Source organism: Streptomyces sp. S.PB5 (assembly GCF_030403745.1).
Lineage (GTDB): Bacteria > Actinomycetota > Actinomycetes > Streptomycetales > Streptomycetaceae > Streptomyces.
In genome coordinates this window covers 327,394-349,113 of record NZ_JAQMWP010000007.1, presented here as the reverse complement: position 1 = coordinate 349,113, position 21,720 = coordinate 327,394, and the positions used below count along the sequence as shown (strand labels likewise).

At 72.4% G+C, this 21,720-nt stretch carries 21 protein-coding genes and 1 riboswitch; of the genes, 10 read left to right on the top strand and 11 right to left on the bottom strand.

Annotated elements, in window-relative coordinates; genetic code table 11:
- Positions 1 to 49 precede the first annotated feature (49 nt).
- On the top strand, positions 50 to 1,813 hold the full coding sequence (locus tag PH203_RS20495; RefSeq protein WP_289921662.1) for a serine hydrolase: 1,764 nt from the start codon (positions 50 to 52) through the stop codon (positions 1,811 to 1,813).
- Between the two features lie 25 nt (positions 1,814 to 1,838).
- On the opposite strand, the gene PH203_RS20490 is transcribed toward PH203_RS20495, so the two are convergent.
- From PH203_RS20490 to PH203_RS20455, 8 genes are all read right to left on the bottom strand, one after another.
- Positions 1,839 to 2,777 carry a sigma-70 family RNA polymerase sigma factor gene (locus PH203_RS20490; protein WP_289921661.1) on the bottom strand — a complete coding sequence of 313 codons (939 nt, stop codon included), beginning with the start codon at positions 2,775 to 2,777 and terminating at the stop codon, positions 1,839 to 1,841.
- A gap of 24 nt (positions 2,778 to 2,801) precedes the next feature.
- Positions 2,802 to 3,992, bottom strand: a complete 1,191-nt coding sequence (locus PH203_RS20485; protein ID WP_289921660.1) for an FAD-dependent oxidoreductase — start codon at positions 3,990 to 3,992, stop codon at positions 2,802 to 2,804.
- A gap of 143 nt (positions 3,993 to 4,135) precedes the next feature.
- On the bottom strand, positions 4,136 to 5,698 hold the full coding sequence (locus tag PH203_RS20480) for an NAD(P)/FAD-dependent oxidoreductase (protein WP_289921659.1): 1,563 nt from the start codon (positions 5,696 to 5,698) through the stop codon (positions 4,136 to 4,138).
- A 254-nt stretch (positions 5,699 to 5,952) separates the two neighbouring features.
- Entirely contained in the window at positions 5,953 to 8,190 is a 2,238-nt protein-coding gene (locus PH203_RS20475) for a serine/threonine-protein kinase (RefSeq protein ID WP_289921658.1), read from the bottom strand.
- Positions 8,191 to 8,246: 56 nt separating this feature from the next.
- A complete protein-coding gene (locus PH203_RS20470; RefSeq protein WP_289921656.1) occupies positions 8,247 to 9,089 on the bottom strand; it encodes an oxygenase MpaB family protein in 843 nt (280 codons plus the stop codon).
- A 9-nt stretch (positions 9,090 to 9,098) separates the two neighbouring features.
- Complete coding sequence (locus PH203_RS20465; RefSeq protein ID WP_289921655.1) at positions 9,099 to 10,277, bottom strand: acyl-CoA dehydrogenase family protein; 1,179 nt, start codon at positions 10,275 to 10,277, stop codon at positions 9,099 to 9,101.
- Between the two features lie 152 nt (positions 10,278 to 10,429).
- Positions 10,430 to 11,194 carry a CbtA family protein gene (locus PH203_RS20460; RefSeq protein ID WP_289921653.1) on the bottom strand — a complete coding sequence of 255 codons (765 nt, stop codon included), beginning with the start codon at positions 11,192 to 11,194 and terminating at the stop codon, positions 10,430 to 10,432.
- A 25-nt stretch (positions 11,195 to 11,219) separates the two neighbouring features.
- On the bottom strand, positions 11,220 to 11,441 hold the full coding sequence (locus tag PH203_RS20455; RefSeq protein ID WP_289921651.1) for a CbtB-domain containing protein: 222 nt from the start codon (positions 11,439 to 11,441) through the stop codon (positions 11,220 to 11,222).
- 38 nt (positions 11,442 to 11,479) lie between these two features.
- Positions 11,480 to 11,633, bottom strand: a riboswitch (cobalamin riboswitch).
- A gap of 95 nt (positions 11,634 to 11,728) precedes the next feature.
- On the opposite strand from PH203_RS20455, the gene PH203_RS20450 reads away from it, so the two are divergent.
- Positions 11,729 to 12,295, top strand: coding sequence for a histidine phosphatase family protein (locus PH203_RS20450; RefSeq protein WP_289921650.1), 567 nt, complete (start codon positions 11,729 to 11,731; stop codon positions 12,293 to 12,295).
- Positions 12,296 to 12,530: 235 nt separating this feature from the next.
- Here PH203_RS20450 and PH203_RS20445 read toward each other — a convergent pair whose 3' ends face one another.
- On the bottom strand, positions 12,531 to 12,899 hold the full coding sequence (locus PH203_RS20445; RefSeq protein ID WP_289921649.1) for a ferredoxin: 369 nt from the start codon (positions 12,897 to 12,899) through the stop codon (positions 12,531 to 12,533).
- A gap of 107 nt (positions 12,900 to 13,006) precedes the next feature.
- Between PH203_RS20445 and PH203_RS20440 the strand changes: the two genes are divergently transcribed.
- From PH203_RS20440 to PH203_RS20415, 6 genes are all read left to right on the top strand, one after another.
- The gene (locus PH203_RS20440) at positions 13,007 to 13,372 is read left to right on the top strand and encodes a DUF6479 family protein (protein ID WP_289921648.1); all 366 of its coding nucleotides are present in this window, start codon (positions 13,007 to 13,009) and stop codon (positions 13,370 to 13,372) included.
- A gap of 65 nt (positions 13,373 to 13,437) precedes the next feature.
- Complete coding sequence (locus PH203_RS20435) at positions 13,438 to 13,788, top strand: hypothetical protein (protein ID WP_289921647.1); 351 nt, start codon at positions 13,438 to 13,440, stop codon at positions 13,786 to 13,788.
- A gap of 223 nt (positions 13,789 to 14,011) precedes the next feature.
- The gene (locus PH203_RS20430) at positions 14,012 to 15,604 is read left to right on the top strand and encodes a glycoside hydrolase family 43 protein (protein WP_289921646.1); all 1,593 of its coding nucleotides are present in this window, start codon (positions 14,012 to 14,014) and stop codon (positions 15,602 to 15,604) included.
- 180 nt (positions 15,605 to 15,784) lie between these two features.
- The gene (gene dhaK, locus PH203_RS20425) at positions 15,785 to 16,777 is read left to right on the top strand and encodes a dihydroxyacetone kinase subunit DhaK (protein WP_289921644.1); all 993 of its coding nucleotides are present in this window, start codon (positions 15,785 to 15,787) and stop codon (positions 16,775 to 16,777) included.
- Positions 16,778 to 16,824: 47 nt separating this feature from the next.
- Positions 16,825 to 17,433, top strand: a complete 609-nt coding sequence (dhaL, locus tag PH203_RS20420) for a dihydroxyacetone kinase subunit DhaL (protein ID WP_289921641.1) — start codon at positions 16,825 to 16,827, stop codon at positions 17,431 to 17,433.
- Complete coding sequence (locus PH203_RS20415) at positions 17,426 to 17,836, top strand: PTS fructose transporter subunit IIA (protein ID WP_289921637.1); 411 nt, start codon at positions 17,426 to 17,428, stop codon at positions 17,834 to 17,836. The genes dhaL and PH203_RS20415 overlap by 8 nt, the downstream gene beginning before the upstream one ends.
- 213 nt (positions 17,837 to 18,049) lie before the next feature.
- On the opposite strand, the gene PH203_RS20410 is transcribed toward PH203_RS20415, so the two are convergent.
- Complete coding sequence (locus PH203_RS20410) at positions 18,050 to 18,691, bottom strand: TetR/AcrR family transcriptional regulator (RefSeq protein WP_289921635.1); 642 nt, start codon at positions 18,689 to 18,691, stop codon at positions 18,050 to 18,052.
- A 132-nt stretch (positions 18,692 to 18,823) separates the two neighbouring features.
- Here PH203_RS20410 and PH203_RS20405 point away from each other — a divergent pair, with 132 nt between their 5' ends.
- Positions 18,824 to 19,585, top strand: coding sequence for a glucose 1-dehydrogenase (locus PH203_RS20405; protein ID WP_289921634.1), 762 nt, complete (start codon positions 18,824 to 18,826; stop codon positions 19,583 to 19,585).
- A gap of 7 nt (positions 19,586 to 19,592) precedes the next feature.
- Here the strand turns inward: PH203_RS20405 and PH203_RS20400 are convergent, their stop codons facing one another.
- Positions 19,593 to 20,288, bottom strand: a complete 696-nt coding sequence (locus tag PH203_RS20400; RefSeq protein ID WP_289921632.1) for a glycoside hydrolase family 75 protein — start codon at positions 20,286 to 20,288, stop codon at positions 19,593 to 19,595.
- A 377-nt stretch (positions 20,289 to 20,665) separates the two neighbouring features.
- On the opposite strand from PH203_RS20400, the gene PH203_RS20395 reads away from it, so the two are divergent.
- The gene (locus PH203_RS20395) at positions 20,666 to 21,643 is read left to right on the top strand and encodes a fibronectin type III domain-containing protein (protein ID WP_289921629.1); all 978 of its coding nucleotides are present in this window, start codon (positions 20,666 to 20,668) and stop codon (positions 21,641 to 21,643) included.
- Positions 21,644 to 21,720: the final 77 nt, after the last annotated feature.

The following is a 21,720-nucleotide window of genomic DNA, read 5'->3' as shown; positions in this document are numbered from 1 at the left end:
CAGATTCCGTATGCCCCATCGGATTTCGTCTCGGGGTTAGAGTTCGACGATGACTGATGAGGTGTCCAACGCAATGACCCGCCGTCAGCTCACCCGAAGAGCCCTCGCGTTGGGGGGCGCGCTCGTCATCGCCCCGTTCCCGGCGGGACCGGCCGAGGCGTCCGCCGCTTCGGCCACCACCACCTTGCGCCGTGGCTCCCCACGGCAGGCCGGCCTCCTGGAAGAGCATCTCCGCCGACTCGTCACCGACGCCGAGGCGTTCCTCGGCCCCTCCCCCAAGCACCCCTGGTACGCGGGCGCCGTCCTGCTCGCCGGACGCGGCGGCACCGTGGCCCTGCACCGGCCGATCGGCATGGCGGTGCGCTACTCGGCGTACGACGAGACGACCGACACTGGCGTGGAGTTCCCGTCGGCGGACCAGATCCCCATGGCCGAGGACACCGTCTTCGACCTGGCCTCGGTCTCCAAGCTGTTCACCTCGATCCTGGCCATGCAGCAGATCGAGCGGGGCGCTCTGGAGCTGGAGGGCAAGGTCGCCTCGTACCTCCCGGAGTTCGGCGCCGCGGGCAAGCAGGACATCACGGTCCGCCAACTCCTCACCCACACCTCGGGTTTCCGCGCGTGGATCCCGCTGTACAACGCGCCGACGTACGAGGAGAAGCTCCGACTCATCTGGAACGAGGCCCCGCTCAACCCGCCGGGCACCAAGTACCTCTACTCCGACCTGAATCTGATCTCCCTCCAGCTGCTCCTGGAGAGGATCACGGGCCGCGGGCTGGACACCCTCCTCCGCGGGGAGATCACGGACCCCCTGGGCATGCACCGCACCCGCTACAACCCGCCCGCCGTCTGGAAGCCGCGGATCGCGGCCACGGAGGACGCCCGTAAGCCCTGGTCAGGCCTGGACCGGGGGCTCGTATGGGGTGAGGTGCACGACGAGAACGCCTTCAGCCTGGGCGGGGTAGCGGGCCACGCGGGGGTCTTCTCCTGTGCCTGGGACCTGGCGGTACTGGGCCGGACCCTGCTGAACGGCGGCGCGTACGGCCGGGCCCGCATCCTCCGCCCCGAGTCGGTGGAACTGATGTTCACGGACTTCAACACCGCCTTCCCCGGAGACGAGCACGGCCTGGGCTTCGAGCTCTACCAGCACTGGTACATGGGCGCGATGGCCACCCCGCGCACGGCGGGCCACACGGGCTTCACCGGCACCTCGCTGGTCCTCGACCCGACGACCGACTCCTTCCTGATCGTGCTCGGCAACTCCGTGCACCCCGTGCGCAGTTGGCGTTCGGGATCGGCTCCCCGGGTCGCGGCCGCGAACAACCTGGCGCGCGCGGTGCCGGTACGTCCGCGGCAGGGCCGTACCGCCTGGTTCGCGGGGATGACGACCCTCACGACCGCCACCCTCACGCTCCCCGCCCTCGACACGTCCGCCGGCGACGCTCGGCTGCGCTGCGCCCTGTGGTGGGACACCGAGCCGCAGGCGGACGTCCTCGCCCTGGAGTCCTCGACAGACGGCGGGGCCACCTGGCAGCCGGTCCCCTTCACCACCACCCGCCCCGACGAGACGCACCCGACGGGCACGGTCACGGGCTGGTCGGGCCGGGTCTGGCACCGGCTCGCAGCGGATCTCCCGGCGCACGGGAACGTGACCCTGCGATGGCGCTGTACGACCGACCGGCTCTACGTGGGCCGTGGTGCGTACGTCGACGGCCTGCGCGTGGAGGCCGCCGACGCGGTCCTGTTCGACGAGGCCCGCCCTGCGGACGCCGCGCGGCTGGCGGCGGTGGGCTGGCAGGCCTCGGCGGACTGACCGAGGAGGCTTCGGGTGGCTCCGGTCACCATGCGGTGATGAGCGGCGCGTCGGGTTCGTACTGCCGCCAGGCCTCGTTGAGACGTGCGATCCGGTCCGCGGCGGCGATGCCGCGCAGGGCGGCGACCTTGCCGTCGGCGACGTCGAACGCCACGACCCCCACGACCCGTTCGTCGACGACGGCGAGGACGGCCGGGGAGCCGTTGAGCTGCGCGATGTACATCGCGGGGGTGCCGCCGGCCATCCGCCGCTTCGCCTGCGTCGGCTTGAAGCCGGCCCGTACGAAGGAGGCGATGCGCTCGCGCGTCGTGTACCGCAGCAGCCGCCTGGCCAGTCCGGCGCCGTCCGAGACCAGAGTCGCGTCGGCGGTGAGCAGCGCCACCAGCCGTTCGGTACGCCCCGACGTGGCCGCGGCGAGGAACTCCTCGACGATCCGGCGCGCGGCCGCGGGGTCCACCTCCTGACCGCCGCGGCGCTCGGCGGCGACACGGCGGCGGGCCCGGTGGACATGCTGCTGGCTCGCGGACTCGGTGATGTCGAGGATCCCGGCGATCTCCCCGTGGCTGTACGAGAAGGCCTCGCGCAGGACGTACGCGGCCCGCTCGACCGGCGCGAGGCGCTCCATGAGGGTCAGTACGGCCAAGGACACCGATTCGCGCTGCTCGACGGTGTCGGCCGGGCCGAGCATCGGGTCGCCCTCCAGGAGCGGCTCGGGCAGCCAGTCCCCGGCGGCGCGCTCGTGGCGTGCCTGCGCCGAGCGGAGCCGGTCCAGGCAGAGGTTGGTGACGACCTTGGTCAGCCAGGCCTCGGGCACCTCGATGTGGTCCCGGTCCGCGCTCTGCCAGCGCAGGAACGTGTCCTGCACGGCGTCCTCGGCGTCGGCGGCCGAGCCGAGCAGACGGTACGCGAGCGAGGCCAGCCGTCCCCGGCCGGCCTCGAATCGGTCGATGGCTGCACTGTCCATGCGAAGGAGCCTATGCGGAGGAACCTAGGCGGCGGCCCTCGCGGGGGCATGGTCGGGCGTGGTGGCCAGACGGTGCCTGCGCTTCGGCATGCCGAAGGTCGGGTGGGCGATGCTCCACCCGGAGCCCAGGAGGATGCCCGACTTGAACAACGCGGCGGTCCGGCCGCCCAGGTACCACGACTTCGACTGCACGTCCTCGCCCACCGCCTGGAAGATCGCGTCCCGTCGCCCGAGGCTGATGTGGTTGCCGACGTACTTCAGCCCGACGGTCGGGACCTTGCCGTCCGTCAGGCGCGCGATGATCGCGGCGGTCGCCTGCATGGTGGTGTACCCGGCCGAGGCGCAGGACATCGGCAGCAGCCGGCCGTTGTCGCCGATCGCGTAGGCGCAGTCACCGACGGCGTAGACGTCCGGGTGCGAGACGGAGCGCATGGTGCGGTCGACGGCGATCCGGCCCGTCGCGGTGACCTCCAGGCCGCTGGCGGCGGCGATGGGGTGTACGGCGAACCCGGCCGTCCACACCGTCACGTCGGCCGGGATGGACCTGCCGTCGGCGGTGATCACCCGGGCCGGCTCGACGGCTTCGACGGTGGTGTGCTCGTGGACGGTGACGCCGAGCCGGTCGAAGGCCTGGCGCAGATGGCGGCGGGCCTTCGGGGAGAGCCAGTCGCCCGGTTCGCCGCGGGCGGCGAGCGCGACCGAGAGGTCGGGCCGGGCCTCGGCGAACTCGGTCGCGGTCTCGATGCCGGTCAGTCCCTCACCGACCACCAGGACGGTGCCGCCCTCGCCCAGACCGGCGAGGCGCTCGCGCAGCCGCAGCGCCGAGGACCGGCCGGCGACATCGAAGGCGTGCTCGGCCGCGCCGGGCACGCCGTGGTGGGCCACCGAGCTGCCGAGCGCGTACAGAAGGGTGTCGTAGACGAGCTCGTCCTCGCCGTCCTCGCCGGTCACCGCGACGGTCCTGCGCCCGGGGTCCACGCCGGTGACTCGCGCGAGGCGCAGCCGTATCCCGGTGCCCGCGAAGACCTGGGCGAGACTGCGGAACTCGATGTCCCGGCCGATCGCGAGCTGGTGCAGCCGCATCCGCTCCACGAAGTCGGGCACGGCGTTGACGACGGTGATCTCCACGTCGGCGGGGGAAAGCCGGCGGGCCAGGTTCCCGGCGGCGAAGGCCCCGGCGTATCCGGCGCCGAGGACGATGATGCGGTGCTTCATGGCGATGCTCCTGTCTCGTTCGCGGACCCCTTGAACGAGACGGAGCACTGATTCCTGACAGAAGCTGAGTGTGACGTGGGTCACTGGCCAGGGGCGCCGGTGCGAGGCTCCGCAGGACGCCGGTCCCTCAGGCGCTCAGGCGCTCACCCGCCCTCCCCCAGGACCGCCATCGCCGCGTTGTGCCCCGGCACCCCGCTCACCCCGCCCCCGCGCACGGCACCCGCCCCGCACAGCAGCACATTGGCGTGCCGTGTCTCCACGCCCCACCGTCCGGTGCCGTCCTGGGCGTAGGGCCAGGACAGTTCGCGGTGGAAGATGTTGCCGCCGGGCAGGCGCAGATCCCGTTCGAGGTCCAGCGGTGACTTCGCCTCGATGCAGGGGCGCCCTTCCGCGTCCACCGCGAGGCAGTCGGCGATCGGTTCGGCGAGATGCGCGTCCAGTTGCGCGATCGTCGCCTTCAACAGCTCCTCGCGTACGGAGTCGTTGTCCCGGTCGAAGAGCCGTGCGGGGGTGTGCAGGCCGAACAACGTCAGTGTCTGGTAGCCCTGTTCGACGAGGCCGGGGCCGAGAATCGTGGGGTCCGTCAGCGAGTGGCAGTAGATCTCGGAGGGCGGCGCGGCCGGCAGCGACCCCGCGGCGGCCTGGGCGTGTGCGGCGGCGAGCTGCCGGTACCCCTCGGCGATGTGGAAGGTCCCGGAGAACGCCTCACGCGGATCGACGGACCCGTCCCGCAGCTTCGGCAGCCGCGTCAGCAGCATGTTCACCTTGAGCTGCGCACCTTCGGCGGGAGCCGGCGCCTCGTCACCGGTGAGCTCCGCGAGCGCCTGCGGGGACGCGTTGACGAGCACGTGCCGCCCCACGGCGACGCCCTCGCCGTCGGCCGTTCGATACGTGACCTCGGCCGTGCGCCCGTCCGTGGCGATCCGCACCGCCTCGTGCCCGGTGGCGATGACGGCGCCCCCGTCCCGTGCGGCGCCGGCCAGGGCCTCGGTGAGGGCGCCCATGCCACCGACGGGGACGTCCCAGTCGCCCGTGCCGCCGCCGATCACGTGGTAGAGGAAGCACCGGTTCTGGCTCAGTGACGGCTCGTGGGCGTCGGCGAAGGTGCCGATGAGCGCGTCGGTGAGGACCACTCCCCGCACCAGGTCATCGGCGAACCGCTCCTCCACGGCCACACCGATCGGCTCCTCGAACAGCACCCGCCAGGCCTCCTCGTCGTCCACCCGGCGCCGCAGCTCGTCGCGGGTGGGCAGCGGTTCGGTGAGGGTCGGGAAGATCCGTTCGGCGGCGCGGCCGGTCATACCGTAGAACCGCTCCCAGGCCCCGTACTCGCGCGTCCCGCCCGTGAGCCGGGCGAAGGCCTCCCGGGTACGTCGCTCGCCGCCGCCCACCAGGAGCCCGGTCGGCCGCCCGTCCCGCTCGACGGGGGTGTACGAGGAGATCGTGCGCTTGCGCACCCGGAAGGTCAGCCCCAGGTCCCGGACGATCTTCTTCGGGAGCAGGCTGACCAGGTACGAGTAGCGCGACAGCCGTGCGTCGACCCCGGCGAAGGGCCGGGTGGAGATCGCGGCGCCGCCGGTGTGCTCCAGGCGCTCCAGGACCAGAACGGAACGTCCGGCCCGGGCCAGATAGGCCGCGGCGACGAGACCGTTGTGACCTCCGCCGACGATCACGGCGTCGTACGTGTGTCCATCCAGTGCAGGCATGTCTCTTCGTAACACGCGATGATCGTCAGCGGCCAGGGGTGTACGGCGACGGGGTCAGGGGCCGCATCCGGTGGGTGGCGTGGCCGGCGCGCGCCGGGGCAGCAGCAAGGCGGGCCTCGAAGCGCGGCGGCAGGGCCGCCGGAGGCGCCGCGCCGTCGCAGCGCGCGGAACCCGCACAACGAGCCAGGCCCCACCGGGCACCGTCCGCCCCTGCGGCGCCCCCACCACAGGGCCGCCGCCCCCGGCCCACGACGTCACGGTCCGCCCGCCGCCCGCTGCTGCCGCAGCACCGCCACCCTCCGGTACAGCTCGACCGCCTCCGCGCCGCGGCCGAGTTGTTCCAGGCAGTGGGCCTCGTCGTTGCGGCTGGCGAGGGTGTCGGGGTGGTCGGCGCCCAGGACGCGTTCGCGGGCGGCGGCGACTCGGCGGTACTCGGTGAGGGCGTCGGCCCAGCGGCCGAGCCAGCCGAGGCCGACGGCCACCTCGCGGCGGCTGACCAGGGTGTCGGGGTGCTCCGGGCCCAGGACGCGCTCGCGGATCGCGCAGACGTCCCGGGATTCCGCGAGGGCTTCCTCCCAGCGGCCGAGGCGGCCGAGGTTGACGCCGAGGCCGTGGCGGGCGCGGAGGGTCTCGGGGTGGGCCGGGCCGTGGATGCGGGTGCGGTCGTCGATGAGGTCGCGGTAGAGCTGGAGGGCGTCGCCGCTGCGGCCGAGGCGGCCGAGGCTGATGCCGACCTCGTAGCGGGCGGCGAGGGTGTCCGGGTGGTCGGGGCCGAGGGCCTGGGCGCGGGCCTCGGCGACCTCGTGGTAGGTCTGCAGGGCTTCCGGCCAGCGGCCCAACTGGCCGAGGGCGTAGGCGACTTCGTAGCGGGTGACCAGGGTGTCGGGATGGCCGGGACCGAGTACCCGGGCGCGGGCCGCCGCCACGTCGCAGGCCATGCGGTACGAGTCCTCCAGGCGGCCGAGTCTGCTGAGGTTGAAGGCGAGGTTGTGGCGGCAGCGCAGGGTGTCGGGGTGGTCGGGTCCCATGGTGCGCTCGCGGGCGGCGAGGACGGACGTATAGACCTGGTGGGCGTCGAAGTGGCGGCCCAACTGCCCGAGGACGTACGCCATTTCCTGGCGGGCGGCGAGGGTGTCGGCGTGGTCCGGGCCGAGGGAGAGGCTGCGGCTGCGGGCGACGTGCTTGTACTCGCGCAGGGCGTCGGCGGCGCGGCCGGTGCGGCTGAGGGTGAAGGCGACCTCGTAGCGGCTGGCGAGGGTGTCGGGGTGGTCGGGGCCGAGGAGGTGCTCGCGTTCGGCGGCGACCGCCCGGTGCACTTCACCGGCCTCCGCCCAGCGGCCGAGCCGGCCCAGGCTGAGCCCGGCGTTGTGGCGTCCGGCGAGTGCGGTGAGCGTCTCCGGGGGCGGGGCGGGCGGATCCTCGTCCGGGGCGCGGGTGTCGGGGCGGCCCGCGGCGGGCCGCGGGATCCACTCGCCGGTCAGCCCGGCACCGGCGTCCGGAGGTGTGGCCGCCAGCCCCGCACCGGTGGCCTTGTGGCCGGTGGTCATGCCCCGGGTCCAGGACGGCAGCCGCACCTCACGGGCCGTGGGCTCGGGCCTGAGCACCGGCTGGGGGGTCACCACCGTGGGCACGTACGCCGGTGTCGTACGGCCCAGGCTGATCCGGCGGCCCAACTCGCGCGCATCGTGCGGACGTTGCTCGGGGAGCTTGGCCAGCAGGTCCAGGATGATCTTCTCGAAGTACTCGGGGACCTCGGCGCGATGGCTGCGCGGCGGCCGGGGCGGGGTGTCGCGGTGGCCGACGAGGATCGCCCAGGCGTCGTCGAGGTCGAACGGCGGTACCCCGGTGGCGATCTCGTACAGCACGCACCCCAGCGAGTACAGGTCGCTGCGCTGGTCGACCTCGGAGCCGCCGATCTGCTCCGGCGACATGTAGTGCGGGGTCCCCATGGCGATACCGGTGCCGGTGAGCCGGGAGGTGAAGCCGATGTCATGGCCGAGGCGGGCGATGCCGAAGTCGCAGATCTTCACCGTGCCGTCGGTGAGCCGCATGATGTTCGCGGGTTTCAGGTCCCGGTGCACGATGCCCTGTTGATGGGTGTAGGCGAGGGCGGCGGAGACCTGGTCGGCGATCTCGATGATGTCCTCGACGGGCAGCGGGTGGTGTCTGTTGTCCTCCAGGAGCTGGCTGAGGTTGCGGCCCTCCAGCAACTCCATGACGAGGTACAGGATTCCGTCGGACTCCCCGAAGTCATGGACGACGGTGACCCCGCGGTGCTGAAGGGCGGCGGCGACCCTCGCCTCCCGGCGGAATCTCTCGCGCAGCACCCGGGTGAAGGACTGGTCGTGGGAGGGTCCGAGCGGCTTGAGGCACTTCACGGCGACACGACGGCCCAGCGACTCGTCGCGTGCCCGCCACACCTCGCCCATGCCGCCGCGCCCGATCAGCTCGAGCAGCCGGTACCGGCCCTGGATCAGCTTGCTGTCCCCCATCTGCTGCGATCGCCCCCGATGGTCTCGCCCGCCCCTGGCCCGTCCAGTATGGCGAGCTATCCACCCACTTTGTATGGTGCCGGGCGCGAGCCGGGGCCGAGCCGTGACATGGCCCGGATGATGTGTTTGGGCGGGAGTTGCCAGCGCAGACGTGCGGGAACACAGCGCAACAGGGTGCCCGTGGCACGCAACTGACGGGTGACGGTGGCGGGTTTCGGGGCCGGTCTGCCGTACAGCTCGTGGGCGTACGGCGGCAGAGCGGCGTACGCCAGCTGCGCCACGCGCCGCCACAGCACCTCGCGCGCCGGGACGAGGAGCGGATGCGTCGGCGGGCGGAGCAGGAAGTCGTCCACCGCGCGTGCCTCGGGTCCCACCGCGAGTTCGGGTCGCACCTTCTCGAAGTAGGCGGCCATCTCCGCCTGGTTCGCGGGTACGGCGTCCGGGTCCAGGCCCACCAGCCGCGCGCTGACGCGGTGTTCGGCTATGTAGCGGTCGGCCAGTTCGTCGGTGAGACGGAACCCGGAGCGGCGGGCGACGTGCAGATAGGAGTCGATCTCGGCGCAGTGCACCCACAGCAGCAGCTCGGGTTCGTCGACGCCGTACCGCTCCCCGGTGTCCGGGTCGACGGCCGACAGCATGGTGTGGATCTTCCGCACCCGTGCACCGGCCTTCTCCGCCGCCTCGGTGGTGCCGTACGTGATGGTGCCGACGAAGTTCGCGGTGCGCAGGAGGCGGCCCCAGGCGTCCTCGCGGAAGTCGGAGTTCTGCATGACCCCGCGCACCGCACGGGGGTGCAGGGCCTGGAGGTACAGCGCGCGGACCCCGGCGACCCACATCATCGGGTCGCCGTGCATCTGCCAGGTCACCGAGTTCGGTGTGAACAGCCCGGGATCACCCATACCGGCAGGTTAACGCCGTACCCGCGGCATCCCCAGACCGATCCACGAGATGATCTCGCGCTGGATCTCGTTGTTGCCGCCGCCGAAGGTGAAGATGACGGCCGACCGGTAGCCGCGCTCCAGCTCACCGTGGAGGACCGTGCCCGCGGAGCCCTCCTTCAGGGCGCCCGCCGCGCCGACGATCTCCATCAGCCAGGCGTAGGCGTCGCGGCGGGCCTCGGAGCCGTAGACCTTGACCGCGGAGGCGTCCTGCGGGGTGAGGGTGCCGTCCTGGACCGCGCTGACCATCTGCCAGTTGAGGAGCTTGAGGGCTTCGAGGCGGGTGTGGGTCCGGGCGAGGCGGCGGCGCACCCAGGGCAGGTCGACGACACGGCGACCGTCGGCGAGTTTGGTCTCGGTCGCCCAGCGCTGGACGTCGTGCAGGGCACGGATCGCCATGGTGCCGTGGGCGGCGAGGGTGACGCGTTCGTGGTTGAGCTGGTTGGTGATCAGCCGCCAGCCCTGGTTCTCGGCGCCGACGCGGTGGGTGACGGGAACGCGGATGTCCTCGTAGTAGCTGGCCGTGGTGTCGTGGCCGGCGAGGGTGTTGATGACGGTGCAGGAGTAGCCGGGGTCGGTGGTCGGCACCAGGAGCATGGTGATGCCCTTGTGCGGCGGGGCGGCCGGGTCGGTGCGGGTCGCCAGCCACACCCAGTCGGCGGTGTCGCCGTTGGTCGTCCAGATCTTCTGGCCATTGACGACATACTCGTCGCCGTCGCGTACCGCGCGCGTCTTCAGCGACGCCAGGTCCGTGCCCGCGTCGGGCTCGCTGTAGCCGATCGCGAAGTCGATCTCGCCGGAGAGGATCTTCGGCAGGAAGTACGCCTTCTGTTCGTCCGTGCCGAACTGCATGATCGTGGGGCCGACGGTGTTGAGCGCCATGAGCGGCAGCGGTACGCCGGCCTGGGCGGCCTCGTCGAAGAAGATGAACTGCTCGATCGCGCTCAGTCCGCGTCCGCCGTACTCCTTCGGCCAGCCGACGCCCAGCCAGCGGTCGGCGCCGAGCCGACGGATGATGTCGCGGTAGAAGCGCTTCTGCTCCCGTTTGTCGCCGTGCCGTGCGTGCGCGTCCTCCGGGACCAACTGGGCGAAGTACGCGCGCAGTTCGGTGCGCAGCCGCTGCTGCTCGGGCGTGTATTCGAGATGCACGGCGCCTCCAGGCTCCCCGGGACCGGTCCTGTCGGCGGACACGGTAGAACGTGTTCCAGAAATTGGGAATGGCGAGGACACGCGAAAGGGCCCCCGGCGTACCGGGGGCCCTTTCCGGCGCGAACCGCCGCGCGCGGTGCTGCTCGAACCGCTCAGTGGGCGACGGGAGTCGGCCTCGCGGCGCCCGCCGGCTCCGTGGCCGTCCTCGGGGCCAGCAGCCGCTCCGCCAGCAGCCCGAAGACCAGCCCGAAGGAGGTCCACAGGGTCACCTGCACGGCGAGGGCGGCGAGTCGGTACTCCCAGAGCAGGGCGGCCGGGAAGCCGTCCGGGACCATGTTGCCGTACGTGGGCAGGAAGACGTACGCCAGACCGACCGCGAGGACGAAGAACGCGCCCGCCGCGAGGGTGGCGTTCCAGTTGCCCAGGCGCGGGGCGAGGCGCTTGCCCAGGATGACCGTGCCGACCGTCAGCAGCACGCTGAGCACGATCATCAGGAAGTACAGCGTGGTGCGCTCGTTGAGGGTGTCGGGGTCGCCCACGGCCGGCGGGTTGGCCGGGTACTTCAGGAACGGGACGACGTAGACGGAGACGAGTCCGGCGGCCGCCAGGAGCAGCGCGCTCGCGCGCGGCCCGAAGCGGCCGATGCGGCCCAGTGCGAAGCAGTAGGCGAGCGCCGCGATACCGCCGAAGGCGACCCCGTAGACGAGGACGCCGGTGGACAGTCCCGCGCTGGACTGCAGGGTGCGGCTGACGAGTTCCTCGCCGCCGTGCTCATGGGCGTGGGCCTCCTCGAAGGCGATCGCCTCGTCGACGCGCGGTTCACCCAGGAAGTACGCGACGACGAGAGCGGCCAGACCCGCGGCGAGGCCCGCGAGCATGCCGCGGACCAGGAGGTTTCTGACAGTTGCGGAGTTCATGCGGGAAGTGGCTTCCTCGTCTCTGTCAGTGGCAGGGGAAGCCGAGCAGATGGCGGGCGTCGTGCACCCACTCGTGGACGCCCTCGCCGGAGATGAGGGAGGTGGCGCCCTGTTCGGCGCCGACGAAGTAGAGCATGACCAGCATCAGCACGCCGAAGAAGACCGCCCAGGGGGCGATGGCGCCGATCGGGAGCTTTGCGGGTACGGCGGTGGTGCCGGTGGTCGGCTGGGCGACGGTCTGCGCCATGGCAGGTACCTCCTGGGGGAACTCGCGTCCCGTTTCAGTGGTGCACAGGACGACGGGGCGGGTCTGACTCACCCGGCCCGCACCCGAAGGGCGTTCCCGGCATACAGTGGCGCGACCGTGCCGGAATCCCACCGGCTTCCACCGAACCGTCGTCGATATCCACGAGAAGGTACCGCGTGGGAGGGATGCGGCCAAGAGCGCATGGGAGCACCCCGGGGGCCGCTGCAGGCATGTTCGAGCCGTCAAGTACCGATCTTGGAAGGGTTGTTGAGCGGGGGAATGGGCGTATGACGAGCCGAGTGATGTTGATCTCACCCGCCATCACCGAGGCGCTGCGGGAGGCCAGATTCGACGACGGCTGCTCGCTGGACGCGACCGGGCTCCGCCTCGCCCAGACCGCCGCGGGTTCCCTCCCGGCGGCCGAACGGGCCCTGTGCTCACCCACCGTGCGCTGCCGCGAGACCGCCGCCGCGCTCGGACTCCACGCCGAGGACGCGATGGCGCTCGCCGCGCTGGACGCCGGACGCTGGCGCGGCTCGACGCTGGCCGATGTGAGCGCCAAGGAGCCGGAGTCACTGGCGCGTTGGCTGACGGACCCCGACGCCGCACCCCACGGCGGGGAGTCGGTACGCGCGGTCTGCGACCGGGCCGGGGCATGGCTGGACTCGCTGGCCGGGGAACCGGGCCGCGCCATCGCCGTGGCCGAGCCCGAACTCGTCCGCGCGGCGGTCGTACGAGCCCTCGGCGCACCGGAGTCGGCGTTCTGGCGCACGGACGTCCCACCGCTCACGGCGGTCGAGCTCAGCGGCCGGGCGGAGCGTTGGAACGTACGGCTCGGGCGCGCGCTCGGCTGAGACCGGGGCTCGCCTCGCGCCGGCGACGGGACACGCGCTCACGCACACACGGGACGTCCCCGGGGGTGAGAGCGGGTCGGGCGGGCGTACGGCCGGCACCGGTACCGCGCCTCCGGCCACCGGCAGGACACGCACCTGGCCCAGCCAGGGCGCGGCCTCCGGCGCGAGGCGCCGTGGGACCGCGATGTGCCCCGACCGGGACCGGGGGGCGCCCGGGCCGTGGGCGACGTCGAGGTCAGTTCAGTGTGGCCATGAAGTCCGTGCACGCCTGGGCGCACATGCGGCAGGCTTTCGCCGCCTCCTCGGCGCCGGGCCACCTGTCGAAGGCGTGGGCGCACTCCAGGCAGACCGTCCGGCACCACTCCAGCTGGACACGGATGCCGTGCTCGTCCAGGCGGTTCTGCTCGGACAGCACCCGGCACGTCGCGTCGCAGACCTCCGCGCACATGATGCCTTTGCGTCGTACGAGTTCCTGTTCCTCGGTCCCGTCCGGATCCACGAGGCTCGCACGCAGAGCGCACGCCCTGGCGCACTCGGTGCACGCCTGCGCACACGCGAAGCGGTCCTCCAGGAACCGGAAGAGCTCCTGCTGGGTCGTCGTCACACCAGACGGGTAGCCGTGGCCGATCGGGTCAAACCCCGTGCTCCCCTGGGTTTCGGCCCGTGTTCCGGATGTGGTTCGTGCGGGGTGCGAGGGGTACTCGCGTGCCCATGACTACCGCATGGATGGACGTGGCCGCGGGCCGAGGCGCCCTCGGCATCGGACTGATCGTCGCGGGTGTCGTGGTCGTGGCGATGCTGATCGGCGCCTTCTGGCTGGGCGCACGTATCCGGCGCCGGGAGCTGCCCCCGCCGACTCCGGAGGAGCAGCCGCAGCTGCCCGAGGACGGCCCGGTCCGCGAGGTGCTGGAGAACCGTGAGCCCGACGAGGTGCCCCGGAGCGATCACCGGCTTACCCCGCACGAGTCGCCCGCCTTCGGCAACTCGCCCACCCGGACCGGCCCGGACAAGGAACGGCCCCGGTGGACCGAGGGCAGCAGCGGTTCCTTCGGCAGCGGCGGCCCCGGCGGCCGCTGACCTGACATCCCGCACAACCGACCCGGCGTCGCACAAAGGCCGGCCCACCGAGGGAAGTGAGATCCATGACCGACCCCGGCCGCAGCACCCTGCCCCTGCCCGACTACGACCACCTGCCCATCGGTGGTCTGGAGAGCCGCGTCCGATCGCTCGGCACGGAGGACGTGGAGACCTTGCTCGCGTACGAGCGGACGCATGCCGACCGTGTGCCGGTGACCGAGGTCCTGACGGCACGTCTGGACCAGCTGGCGGCCGGTGCCGAGCCGACGTCGGGCGATCCGCAGGCGCTGCGTCCCGAGCAGCAGCAGGGCCGGACCGGCTCCCCGGTGTCGCCGGTGACCTCTCCCCAGCCCTTCAGCCCGCCGCCGCACGGCACCCCTGACCAGCGCGGCAAGCCTAAAGGCGACCGTACGTAGTCAGCACCACAACGCGGGCGGCGATCAATCGCCGCCCGCGTTGTGATCGTCGCTCCGGGGACCGCAGCTCCGCAGCCTCCCGACGCCGGAGGGCGGGGAGCCCGCGGATCGTCGAAGCGCTTCGATTCGAGGATGACCCTAGACACCCCGCACGTATGCGTGCAATTTTCGAAGCGCTTCAACAAGTCGCCGGACGATGCCATGCCACGAGGGGTTTGCCGCTGTGAGTACCGTTCCCGTCACACCTCCCCCGACCCCACGTCCCAGGACGGACACGGCGTTCTACGACAACCCCGTGATCCCCGGCTTCACGCCCGACCCCAGCATCTGCCGGGCGGGCGAGGACTACTACGTGGCCACCTCCAGCTTCGAGTACGTCCCCGGCGTACCGATCTGGCACAGCCGGGACCTCGTGCACTGGCGGCTGATCGGGCACGCCCTGGACCGGCCCTCGCAGTTGGCCCTCCCCGATGCGGCACCCGCCTCCACCGGCGTCTACGCGCCCACCCTCCGCCACCACGACGGCCTGTTCTGGCTGATCACGACCGTGGTCGCCGGGGCCGGGAACATCCTGGTGACCGCCGAGGACCCGGCCGGCCCCTGGTCGGACCCGGTGCCGATCGCCATTCCCGGCATCGACCCCTCCCTGTCCTGGGAGGAGGACGGCACCTGCTGGTGCGTCTACTCGAACGACGGCATCCGCGCGGTGCGCATCGATCCCAAGTCCGGTGACCTGCTCGGCGAGCCGGTGGCGCTGTGGTCGGGCACCGGCCTGCAGTACCCCGAGGGGCCGCACCTCTACCAGGTCGGCGAGTGGTGGTACCTGCTGCTGTCCGAGGGCGGCACCGAACGCGGGCACGCCCTGTCCATCGCCCGGGCCCGCACTCTGCCGGGCCCGTTCGAACCGCACCCGGACAACCCCGTCCTGTCCCACCGCAGCACCAGCCACCCGGTGCAGAACACCGGTCACGCCGACCTGGTCCAGGCCCACGACGGCAGCTGGTGGATGGTGCTGCTGGGCACCCGGCCGCGCGGGGACACACCCCTCTATCACGGCATGGGACGCGAGACCTTCCTGGTCCCGGTGCACTGGGAGGACGGCTGGCCGCTGCCGGGCCCGCTCGAACTGCGCTCCCCCGCACCGGAGTTGACCCCGCACCCCTGGCCGCGGGAGCCCGACCGCGACGACTTCGACTCCCCCGCCCTCGCACCCCACTGGGTGCAGCTCCGACGGCAGGACCCGGACGCCGTACGCCTCGACGAGCGCCCCGGCCACCTCGTGCTGCACGCCCGCGGGGACACCCTGGACCGACCCGGCGCCCTCTTCGTGGGCCGCCGCCAGCACGACCCCGAGTGCAGCGCGCGCACCCTGGTCGAGGTCGCCGAAAGCGGCCGGGGCGGGCTCGCGGTACGGCTGGACGAGGCCCACCACTACGAGGTCGACGTGGCCGACGGGGTGGTGAGCGCGGTCGCGCGGATCGGCCCGCTGCGCCGATCCGTCGCCGAGCGGACCGTGGGCGAGGGGCCGTTGACCCTGCGGATCGATGTCACGACCTCCGACGTGCTGCCTCCGACCGTCACTTCCCGCGACACGGACACCGACGGGCAGGACCCGACCGCGGGGCTCCGGCGGGGCGGACCCGACGGCATCCGGCTGGGATACGAGACGCAGGGCGGGGACTTCGAGGTCCTCGCCGAACTCGACGGCCGCTACCTCACCACCGAGGTCGCCGGCGGCTTCACCGGACGGGTCTTCGGCATGTACGCCACCCGGGGCAGCGCCGCCTTCGACTGGTTCGAGTTGCGGGCCCGCTGAGTCACGGGCGGACGCCGCGGCTCTCTCCAGGGGCGGCGGGGCCGGGCAGGACCGGGCCCCGCCTGCCTCATGCTGTCGTCCTGCGTGACCTTCGCCGCCGCAAGGTCGATACTGCCGACAGCAGTACTCCAGCTGAACTCGGCTCAGACAGCCATCTGCCAGTCTCGCCAGGAGGTACCCATGAGGATGCTCATCAACGTCCCCGAGACCGTGGTCGCGGACGCCCTGCGTGGCCTGGCGGCCGCCCATCCCGAACTGACGGTGGACGTCGAGAACCGGGTGATCGTACGGCGGGACGCCCCGGTGGCCGGGAAGGTCGCCCTGGTCTCCGGCGGCGGTTCCGGGCACGAGCCGCTGCACGGTGGATTCGTCGGCCCCGGCATGCTCTCGGCGGCATGCCCCGGCGAGGTGTTCACGAGCCCTGTTCCGGACCAGATGGTGCGGGCGGCGGCCGCCGTGGACAGTGGCGCGGGCGTGCTGTTCATCGTGAAGAACTACACCGGTGACGTGCTCAACTTCGACATGGCCGCCGAGCTCGCCGAGGACGAGGGCATCCGGGTGGCGAAGGTGCTCGTCAACGACGACGTGGCGGTCACGGACAGCCTCTACACGGCCGGCCGGCGCGGCACCGGGGCCACGCTGTTCGTGGAGAAGATCGCGGGCGCCGCGGCGGACGAGGGGCAGCCGCTGGAGCGGGTGGAGTCGATCGCCCGCCAGGTCAACGAGAACTCCCGCAGCTTCGGCGTGGCGCTGAGCGCCTGCACCACGTACGCCAAGGGCAGTCCCACCTTCGACCTGCCGAACGGGGAGCTGGAGCTGGGCATCGGCATCCACGGCGAACCGGGCCGGGAGCGGCGGGCGATGATGACCTCCGGCGAGATCGCCGACTTCTCGGTGAACGCGGTCCTGGAGGATCTCGATCCGCGCAATCCGGTGCTGGTGCTCGTCAACGGCATGGGCGCGACTCCGCTGCTGGAGCTGTACGGGTTCAACGCCGAGGTGCAGCGGGTCCTCACCGCCCGCGGGGTCGCCGTGGCGCGCACGCTCGTCGGCAACTACGTCACCTCCCTCGACATGGCGGGCGCCTCGGTCACGCTGTGCCAGGTCGACGAGGAGCTGCTGCGGCTGTGGGACGCGCCGGTGAAGACGGCGGGGCTGCGCTGGGGCGTCTGAACCGGCGCCGGCGCGCAGTCAACTCACCTACCACGCAAGGAGATCCAGTGCTCGACGCCGACTTCTTCCGCCGTTGGATGACGGCGACCGCCGCGTCCGTCGACCGTGAGGCGGAACGGCTCACCGCCCTCGACTCCCCCATCGGGGACGCCGACCACGGCAGCAATCTGCAGCGCGGGTTCCGGGCCGTGGCCGCGGTGCTGGAGAAGGAGACACCGGACACGCCCGGCGCCGTGCTCATCCTCGCCGGACGCCAGCTCATCTCGACGGTCGGCGGGGCGTCCGGGCCGTTGTACGGCACGCTGCTGCGGCGTACCGGCAAGGCGCTCGGTGACGACGCGCAGGTCAGCGAGGGGCAGTTCGCCGAGGCGCTGCGGGCCGGGGTGGACGCGGTCATGGCGCTCGGCGGAGCGGCGCCCGGCGACAAGACCATGATCGACGCGTTGGTGCCGGCCGTGGACGCCCTCGGTGACGGCTTCGCCGCGGCGCGGGCCGCCGCCGAGGAGGGCGCGCTGGCGACGACGCCGTTGCAGGCCCGCAAGGGCAGGGCGAGTTATCTCGGCGAGCGGAGCATCGGACATCAGGACCCCGGTGCCACCTCGTCCGCGCTGCTGATCGCGGGACTCTCCGAGGCTGCCGAGGCCGGCGGTGAGTGACGACAAGCTCGTCGGGATCGTGCTGGTCTCGCACAGCGCACAGGTGGCCGCGTCCGTGGCCGAGCTGGCGAAGGGCCTGGCGGGGGGCGGGGTCGCCGTACCCGTCGCCCCGGCGGGCGGCACCGAGGGCGGTGAGCTGGGCACCAGCTCGGAGCTCATCGCGGCGGCGGCCGCCTCGGTGGACCGGGGTGCCGGGGTGGCGGTCCTGACGGACCTCGGCAGCGCGGTGCTCACCGTGAAGGCCCTGCTCGCCGAGGGCGACGAACTCCCGGACAACACCCGCCTGGTGGACGCCCCGTTCGTCGAGGGCGCGGTGGCCGCGGTGGTGACGGCGGCGACCGGCGCCGACCTCGCGGCGGTGGAGGCGGCGGCCGCGGAGGCGTACACGTACCGGAAGGTCTGAGGCGCCGTCCGGGTGAGGGGCGGGGGCCGTGTCGGGCTCAAGGGCCGGGTCCCCACCCCCGCCCGGCTTCGCCTCCGCCTCCCTTCCCGGCTTCGCCTCTCGCAAGGGGCCAGGTCCGCTCCGCACCGGCCCCTCCCGCTCCGAAGCCGCTCGGGCACCAGGTGTCTCAGAGCCGGGTTCCCTGCGGCCTGGCTCCGCCTGTCCCACGGCCGCTCAGGTCAGCCCTTCCGCCACCACCGCGAGGGCCGAGCGCATCGTCCTCACCAGGTCCGCCTCCGACTCCGCACGGTCGGCAACCGTGCCGCCCGTGCGCCAGGCGAAGTGTTCCACCGCCGACCGCAGGGCCGCGTTGAACATCGCCGCCTGGACCGTGGGGCGGAGATCGTCCGCCGGGAGCCCCGCGCGCTCGGCGAGGGCGCGGGCGAACGCCGGTTCGGCCTCGTCGTACGTCTGGAGCCAGACGGCGCGCAGGCCCGGCTCGGTGCGGGTGAGGCGTACCAGTGAGCCGACCGACGCTCTCTCCGGCCCCGCCACGAAGGTGGGGTCGGCTGCCAGGAGCCGGTCGAAGATTTCCTCAAGGGGCCGCCCGGGGCGCCATTCCCGCAGACAGGCGGCGATGACGTCGATGCCGGCCGAGAAGAGCGGCCGCACGCAGCTCTCCTTGCTCGGGAAGTAGCGCCAGACGGTGCGCGCGGAGACGCCGACCGCCTCGCCGATCTGCTCGCCGGTGGTGGCCGCGACGCCCTGGGTGACGAACAGGTCCACCGCGGCCCGGGCGATCTCCAGCCGGATCTCGGCCTTGCGCTCGTCGGTCAGGGGCGGTCGTCCCGTACGTCCACGGGCTGCGGCGGCCATGTCTTCCTCCGGCTCCGGTGATCGGTCTCCCGGAATTCTCCACCACGACTTTATGTCACTCGCAGACATTAAGTCGTAGTGTGGAGACATCACCGGGCACAGCGCCCTCGCGCCGCACAGACAGGAACAGCCATGGCCACTGGACTCGACGGACACAGTGTCATCGTCACCGGAGCGGGCTCGGGCATCGGGCGCGCCGCCGCCCTGGCCTTCGCCGCCGAGGGCGCCAGGGTCCTGGTCGCGGATCTCAACGTCGAGGGCGCCCAGGCGGTCGTGAAGGAGATCGAGGAGGCGGGTGGCACCGCGGTCGCCGTCACCGGCGACCTCAGCGAGCAGGCCGTCGTGGACCAAGTCGCCGAGACCGCCGTGGAGCGGTTCGGCGGCGTGGACGTACTGGTGAACAACGCCGGGATCATGGACCGCATGTCGGCCCTCGCGGACGTGGACGACGCCGAGTGGGAGCGGGTCATCCGGGTCAATCTCACCGCCCCGTTCCTGCTCACGCGCGCGGTGCTGCCGCACATGCTGGCCGCGGGCAAGGGCACGGTCGTGAACACCGCCTCCGAGGCCGGTCTGCGCGGCAGCGCGGCGGGCGCGGCGTACACGGCCTCGAAGCACGGCATCGTCGGACTCACCAAGTCCCTGGCCGTGATGTACCGCAAGCAGGGCATCCGGGCGAACGCGATCGCGCCGGGCGGCACCCTGACCGGCATCGTCGTGGACGTCGACAGTGCGGCGCACGGCCCGGCCGCGCTCGGTGCGCACTTCGTCAATCTAGGCAGGGTGGCGCGGCCCGAGGAGCAGGCCGCCGCGATCGTGTTCCTCGCCTCGGACGCGGCGAGCAACATCAACGGCGCGGTCCTGCCGGTCGACGACGGCTGGTCGGCGGTCTGACGCTCGCTCACCGGCCCCGGACGAACAGCTTCGCCAGCCGCTCCCCCGTGGCCACGGCGGCGTCATGGTCCTCGATGGGTTTCACCTGCGAGTCCTTGAAGACGATGTAGGTGACCCCGGAGTCCGTGCCGCCGCCGCGCGGGTCGGGCCGGATGCCGAGCGCCTCGGCGCTGGCATAGGAGGCCTCGCCGATGATGTCGCGCGGTCCCACGTCGCCGACCACGGCGTACTGCACCCGGCCCTGGTAGATCACGGCCGCCACCGAGCCGCCGCGGACGTCGCTCTCCCGGTAGTTCCAGATCCGGCTGGGCATGGGCACGACGATGTACGGCAGGCTCGCGGCGTCCAACTGACGGCCGTCGGACTGCTGGTATGCGGTGGCGTCGGAGAACAGCGGGTCGGTGCGCCGATTGCAGCGGCGGCTCGGCCGGCCGTCGCAGTCGATGTCCATGTCGGCCTTCCAGAAGACGGCGTCACCGGTGTCGCACACCGGGATGGTCGCGGGCCTGCCGACGTCGCTGCGGTAGCGGCCGCGGGAGACGGGGGTGCAGTCACGCACCATGGCCAGCAGGTCGGCTGCGCGGACGTCGCCCTCGTGGCGCACCACCGGTTCCTGCCGGGCCTGGGGCTCGGCGACGGGCGGTGTCGTGGGGGCGAGCAGGGCGGCACCTGCCGCGGCCAGCGTCAGTGACTGGACACGCACGATAAGGGACCCTCTCCTGGTGGACGGTGACGGGCACTCAGACAAATCTGGTGCCGCCGCCATCGGGCGGCCACCGTTAGGGGGCCGGACGGTGCACGCGCTCGGCACGTCGGCGGATGTCCCGACCTTCCGACAGGGGCCGGGCGCCTGAGCCTGTCGGCTCCGGCCGCCCGGCCGCCCGCGTCCGGCGCGGGAACAGCGACGACAGCAGCCCGCGCCACCAGCACGAACTCCCGAGCCCTCAAAGGGAGTTCGGCCGTGAGGAGCTTCAGCATACGTAACCCCGGGCTCCGGTCACCAACGACGGCCCTCTTGATGTGCTCCCGCCGACGGGGCCATATTGGTCCGGACCAATACCGTCCCGGGGAGGCCGTACCGTGCGCCGTTTCCTCGCGCTCCGCGGAGCACTCTGCGCAGCGATCACGCTGGTCGCCTCGTGTGCCTGGAGCGGCGGCGGGGAGACCGGCCGAACCCCCGGCGCACCCGTGGGCGTGACCGCCGCGGCCGGCAGCGCGACCAGCGTGCATGTCATGTGGACCGCGGCCGACAGAAGCGTCGAGGTCTACGAGGTATATCGGGGCACCACAAAGGTGAGGGAAGTGCCCGGTTCCGAGCACATGGTGGACGTCACCAGGCTCAGGCCGTCCACCATGTATGTCTTCACCGTGCGGGCCCGGGACGGTGACGGACGGCTCGGGCCACCCAGCGCCGAGGTCCGCGCGACCACCCCGGCCGCGGCGACGGCGGACGGCTCGGCGCCCACCACACCGCGGAAGCCGACGGGCAAGGTGATCGGAAGCCGGGCCGTACAGCTGTCGTGGGGCGCGTCCTCGGACGACCGGGGTGTGATGTCGTACGACGTCCTCCAGGGCGGCACGAAGATCCACAGTGTGGGCGGGAATCAGACGGCCACCGTGGTGACCGGGCTGCGGCCCGGCACCGGTTACGCCTTCACCGTGCGGGCCCGGGACGCGGCCGACAACGTCTCCCCGGCGAGCGGTGCCGTCCGGCTCACCACCGCGCCGGGCACCGACGACGGCCGCGGCACCGCCCCCACCGGCTTCCGGGCGGCGACCCGGCAGGGCGGCGACGGGGCGTACTACCTGGACCTGGCCTGGGTTCCGCCGCGTGCGGACGGTGTGGTCACGGAGTATCAGGTGCACCTGGACGGGCGTGCGGCCACCTCACTGGTCTTCGGCGGGGACGCGCCGCGCGACAGGGCGACGTACAGCTTCTTCGTGGGGCGCGAGGCCGGGGTCGGACTTCGGGTGCGGATCCGGGCGAAGCTGCCGGACGGGACGTGGGGCGGATTCTCGCCGGAGCGGACGGTGACGACGGGCGGCGCGACGCCATGACGGCGGATGCCCCGGGGCCGTGACGGGCCCTCACGCCTGAGCCGTACGAAGGAATCCGTCACACGGCCGGGGGCGGT

Bases quoted from the DNA above. Each gene is read 5' to 3' on its own strand.
- PH203_RS20485 (WP_289921660.1), bottom strand. From the start codon at position 3,992: ATGAAGCACCGCATCATCGTCCTCGGCGCCGGATACGCCGGGGCCTTC.
- dhaK (WP_289921644.1), top strand. From the start codon at position 15,785: ATGAGGATGCTCATCAACGTCCCCGAGACCGTGGTCGCGGACGCCCTG.
- PH203_RS20495 (WP_289921662.1), top strand. From the start codon at position 50: ATGACTGATGAGGTGTCCAACGCAATGACCCGCCGTCAGCTCACCCGA.
- PH203_RS20450 (WP_289921650.1), top strand. From the start codon at position 11,729: ATGACGAGCCGAGTGATGTTGATCTCACCCGCCATCACCGAGGCGCTG.
- PH203_RS20435 (WP_289921647.1), top strand. From the start codon at position 13,438: ATGACCGACCCCGGCCGCAGCACCCTGCCCCTGCCCGACTACGACCAC.
- PH203_RS20475 (WP_289921658.1), bottom strand. From the start codon at position 8,190: ATGGGGGACAGCAAGCTGATCCAGGGCCGGTACCGGCTGCTCGAGCTG.
- PH203_RS20405 (WP_289921634.1), top strand. From the start codon at position 18,824: ATGGCCACTGGACTCGACGGACACAGTGTCATCGTCACCGGAGCGGGC.
- PH203_RS20480 (WP_289921659.1), bottom strand. From the start codon at position 5,698: ATGCCTGCACTGGATGGACACACGTACGACGCCGTGATCGTCGGCGGA.
- PH203_RS20490 (WP_289921661.1), bottom strand. From the start codon at position 2,777: ATGGACAGTGCAGCCATCGACCGATTCGAGGCCGGCCGGGGACGGCTG.
- PH203_RS20455 (WP_289921651.1), bottom strand. From the start codon at position 11,441: ATGGCGCAGACCGTCGCCCAGCCGACCACCGGCACCACCGCCGTACCC.
- PH203_RS20410 (WP_289921635.1), bottom strand. From the start codon at position 18,691: ATGGCCGCCGCAGCCCGTGGACGTACGGGACGACCGCCCCTGACCGAC.
- PH203_RS20460 (WP_289921653.1), bottom strand. From the start codon at position 11,194: ATGAACTCCGCAACTGTCAGAAACCTCCTGGTCCGCGGCATGCTCGCG.
- PH203_RS20440 (WP_289921648.1), top strand. From the start codon at position 13,007: ATGACTACCGCATGGATGGACGTGGCCGCGGGCCGAGGCGCCCTCGGC.
- PH203_RS20470 (WP_289921656.1), bottom strand. From the start codon at position 9,089: ATGGGTGATCCCGGGCTGTTCACACCGAACTCGGTGACCTGGCAGATG.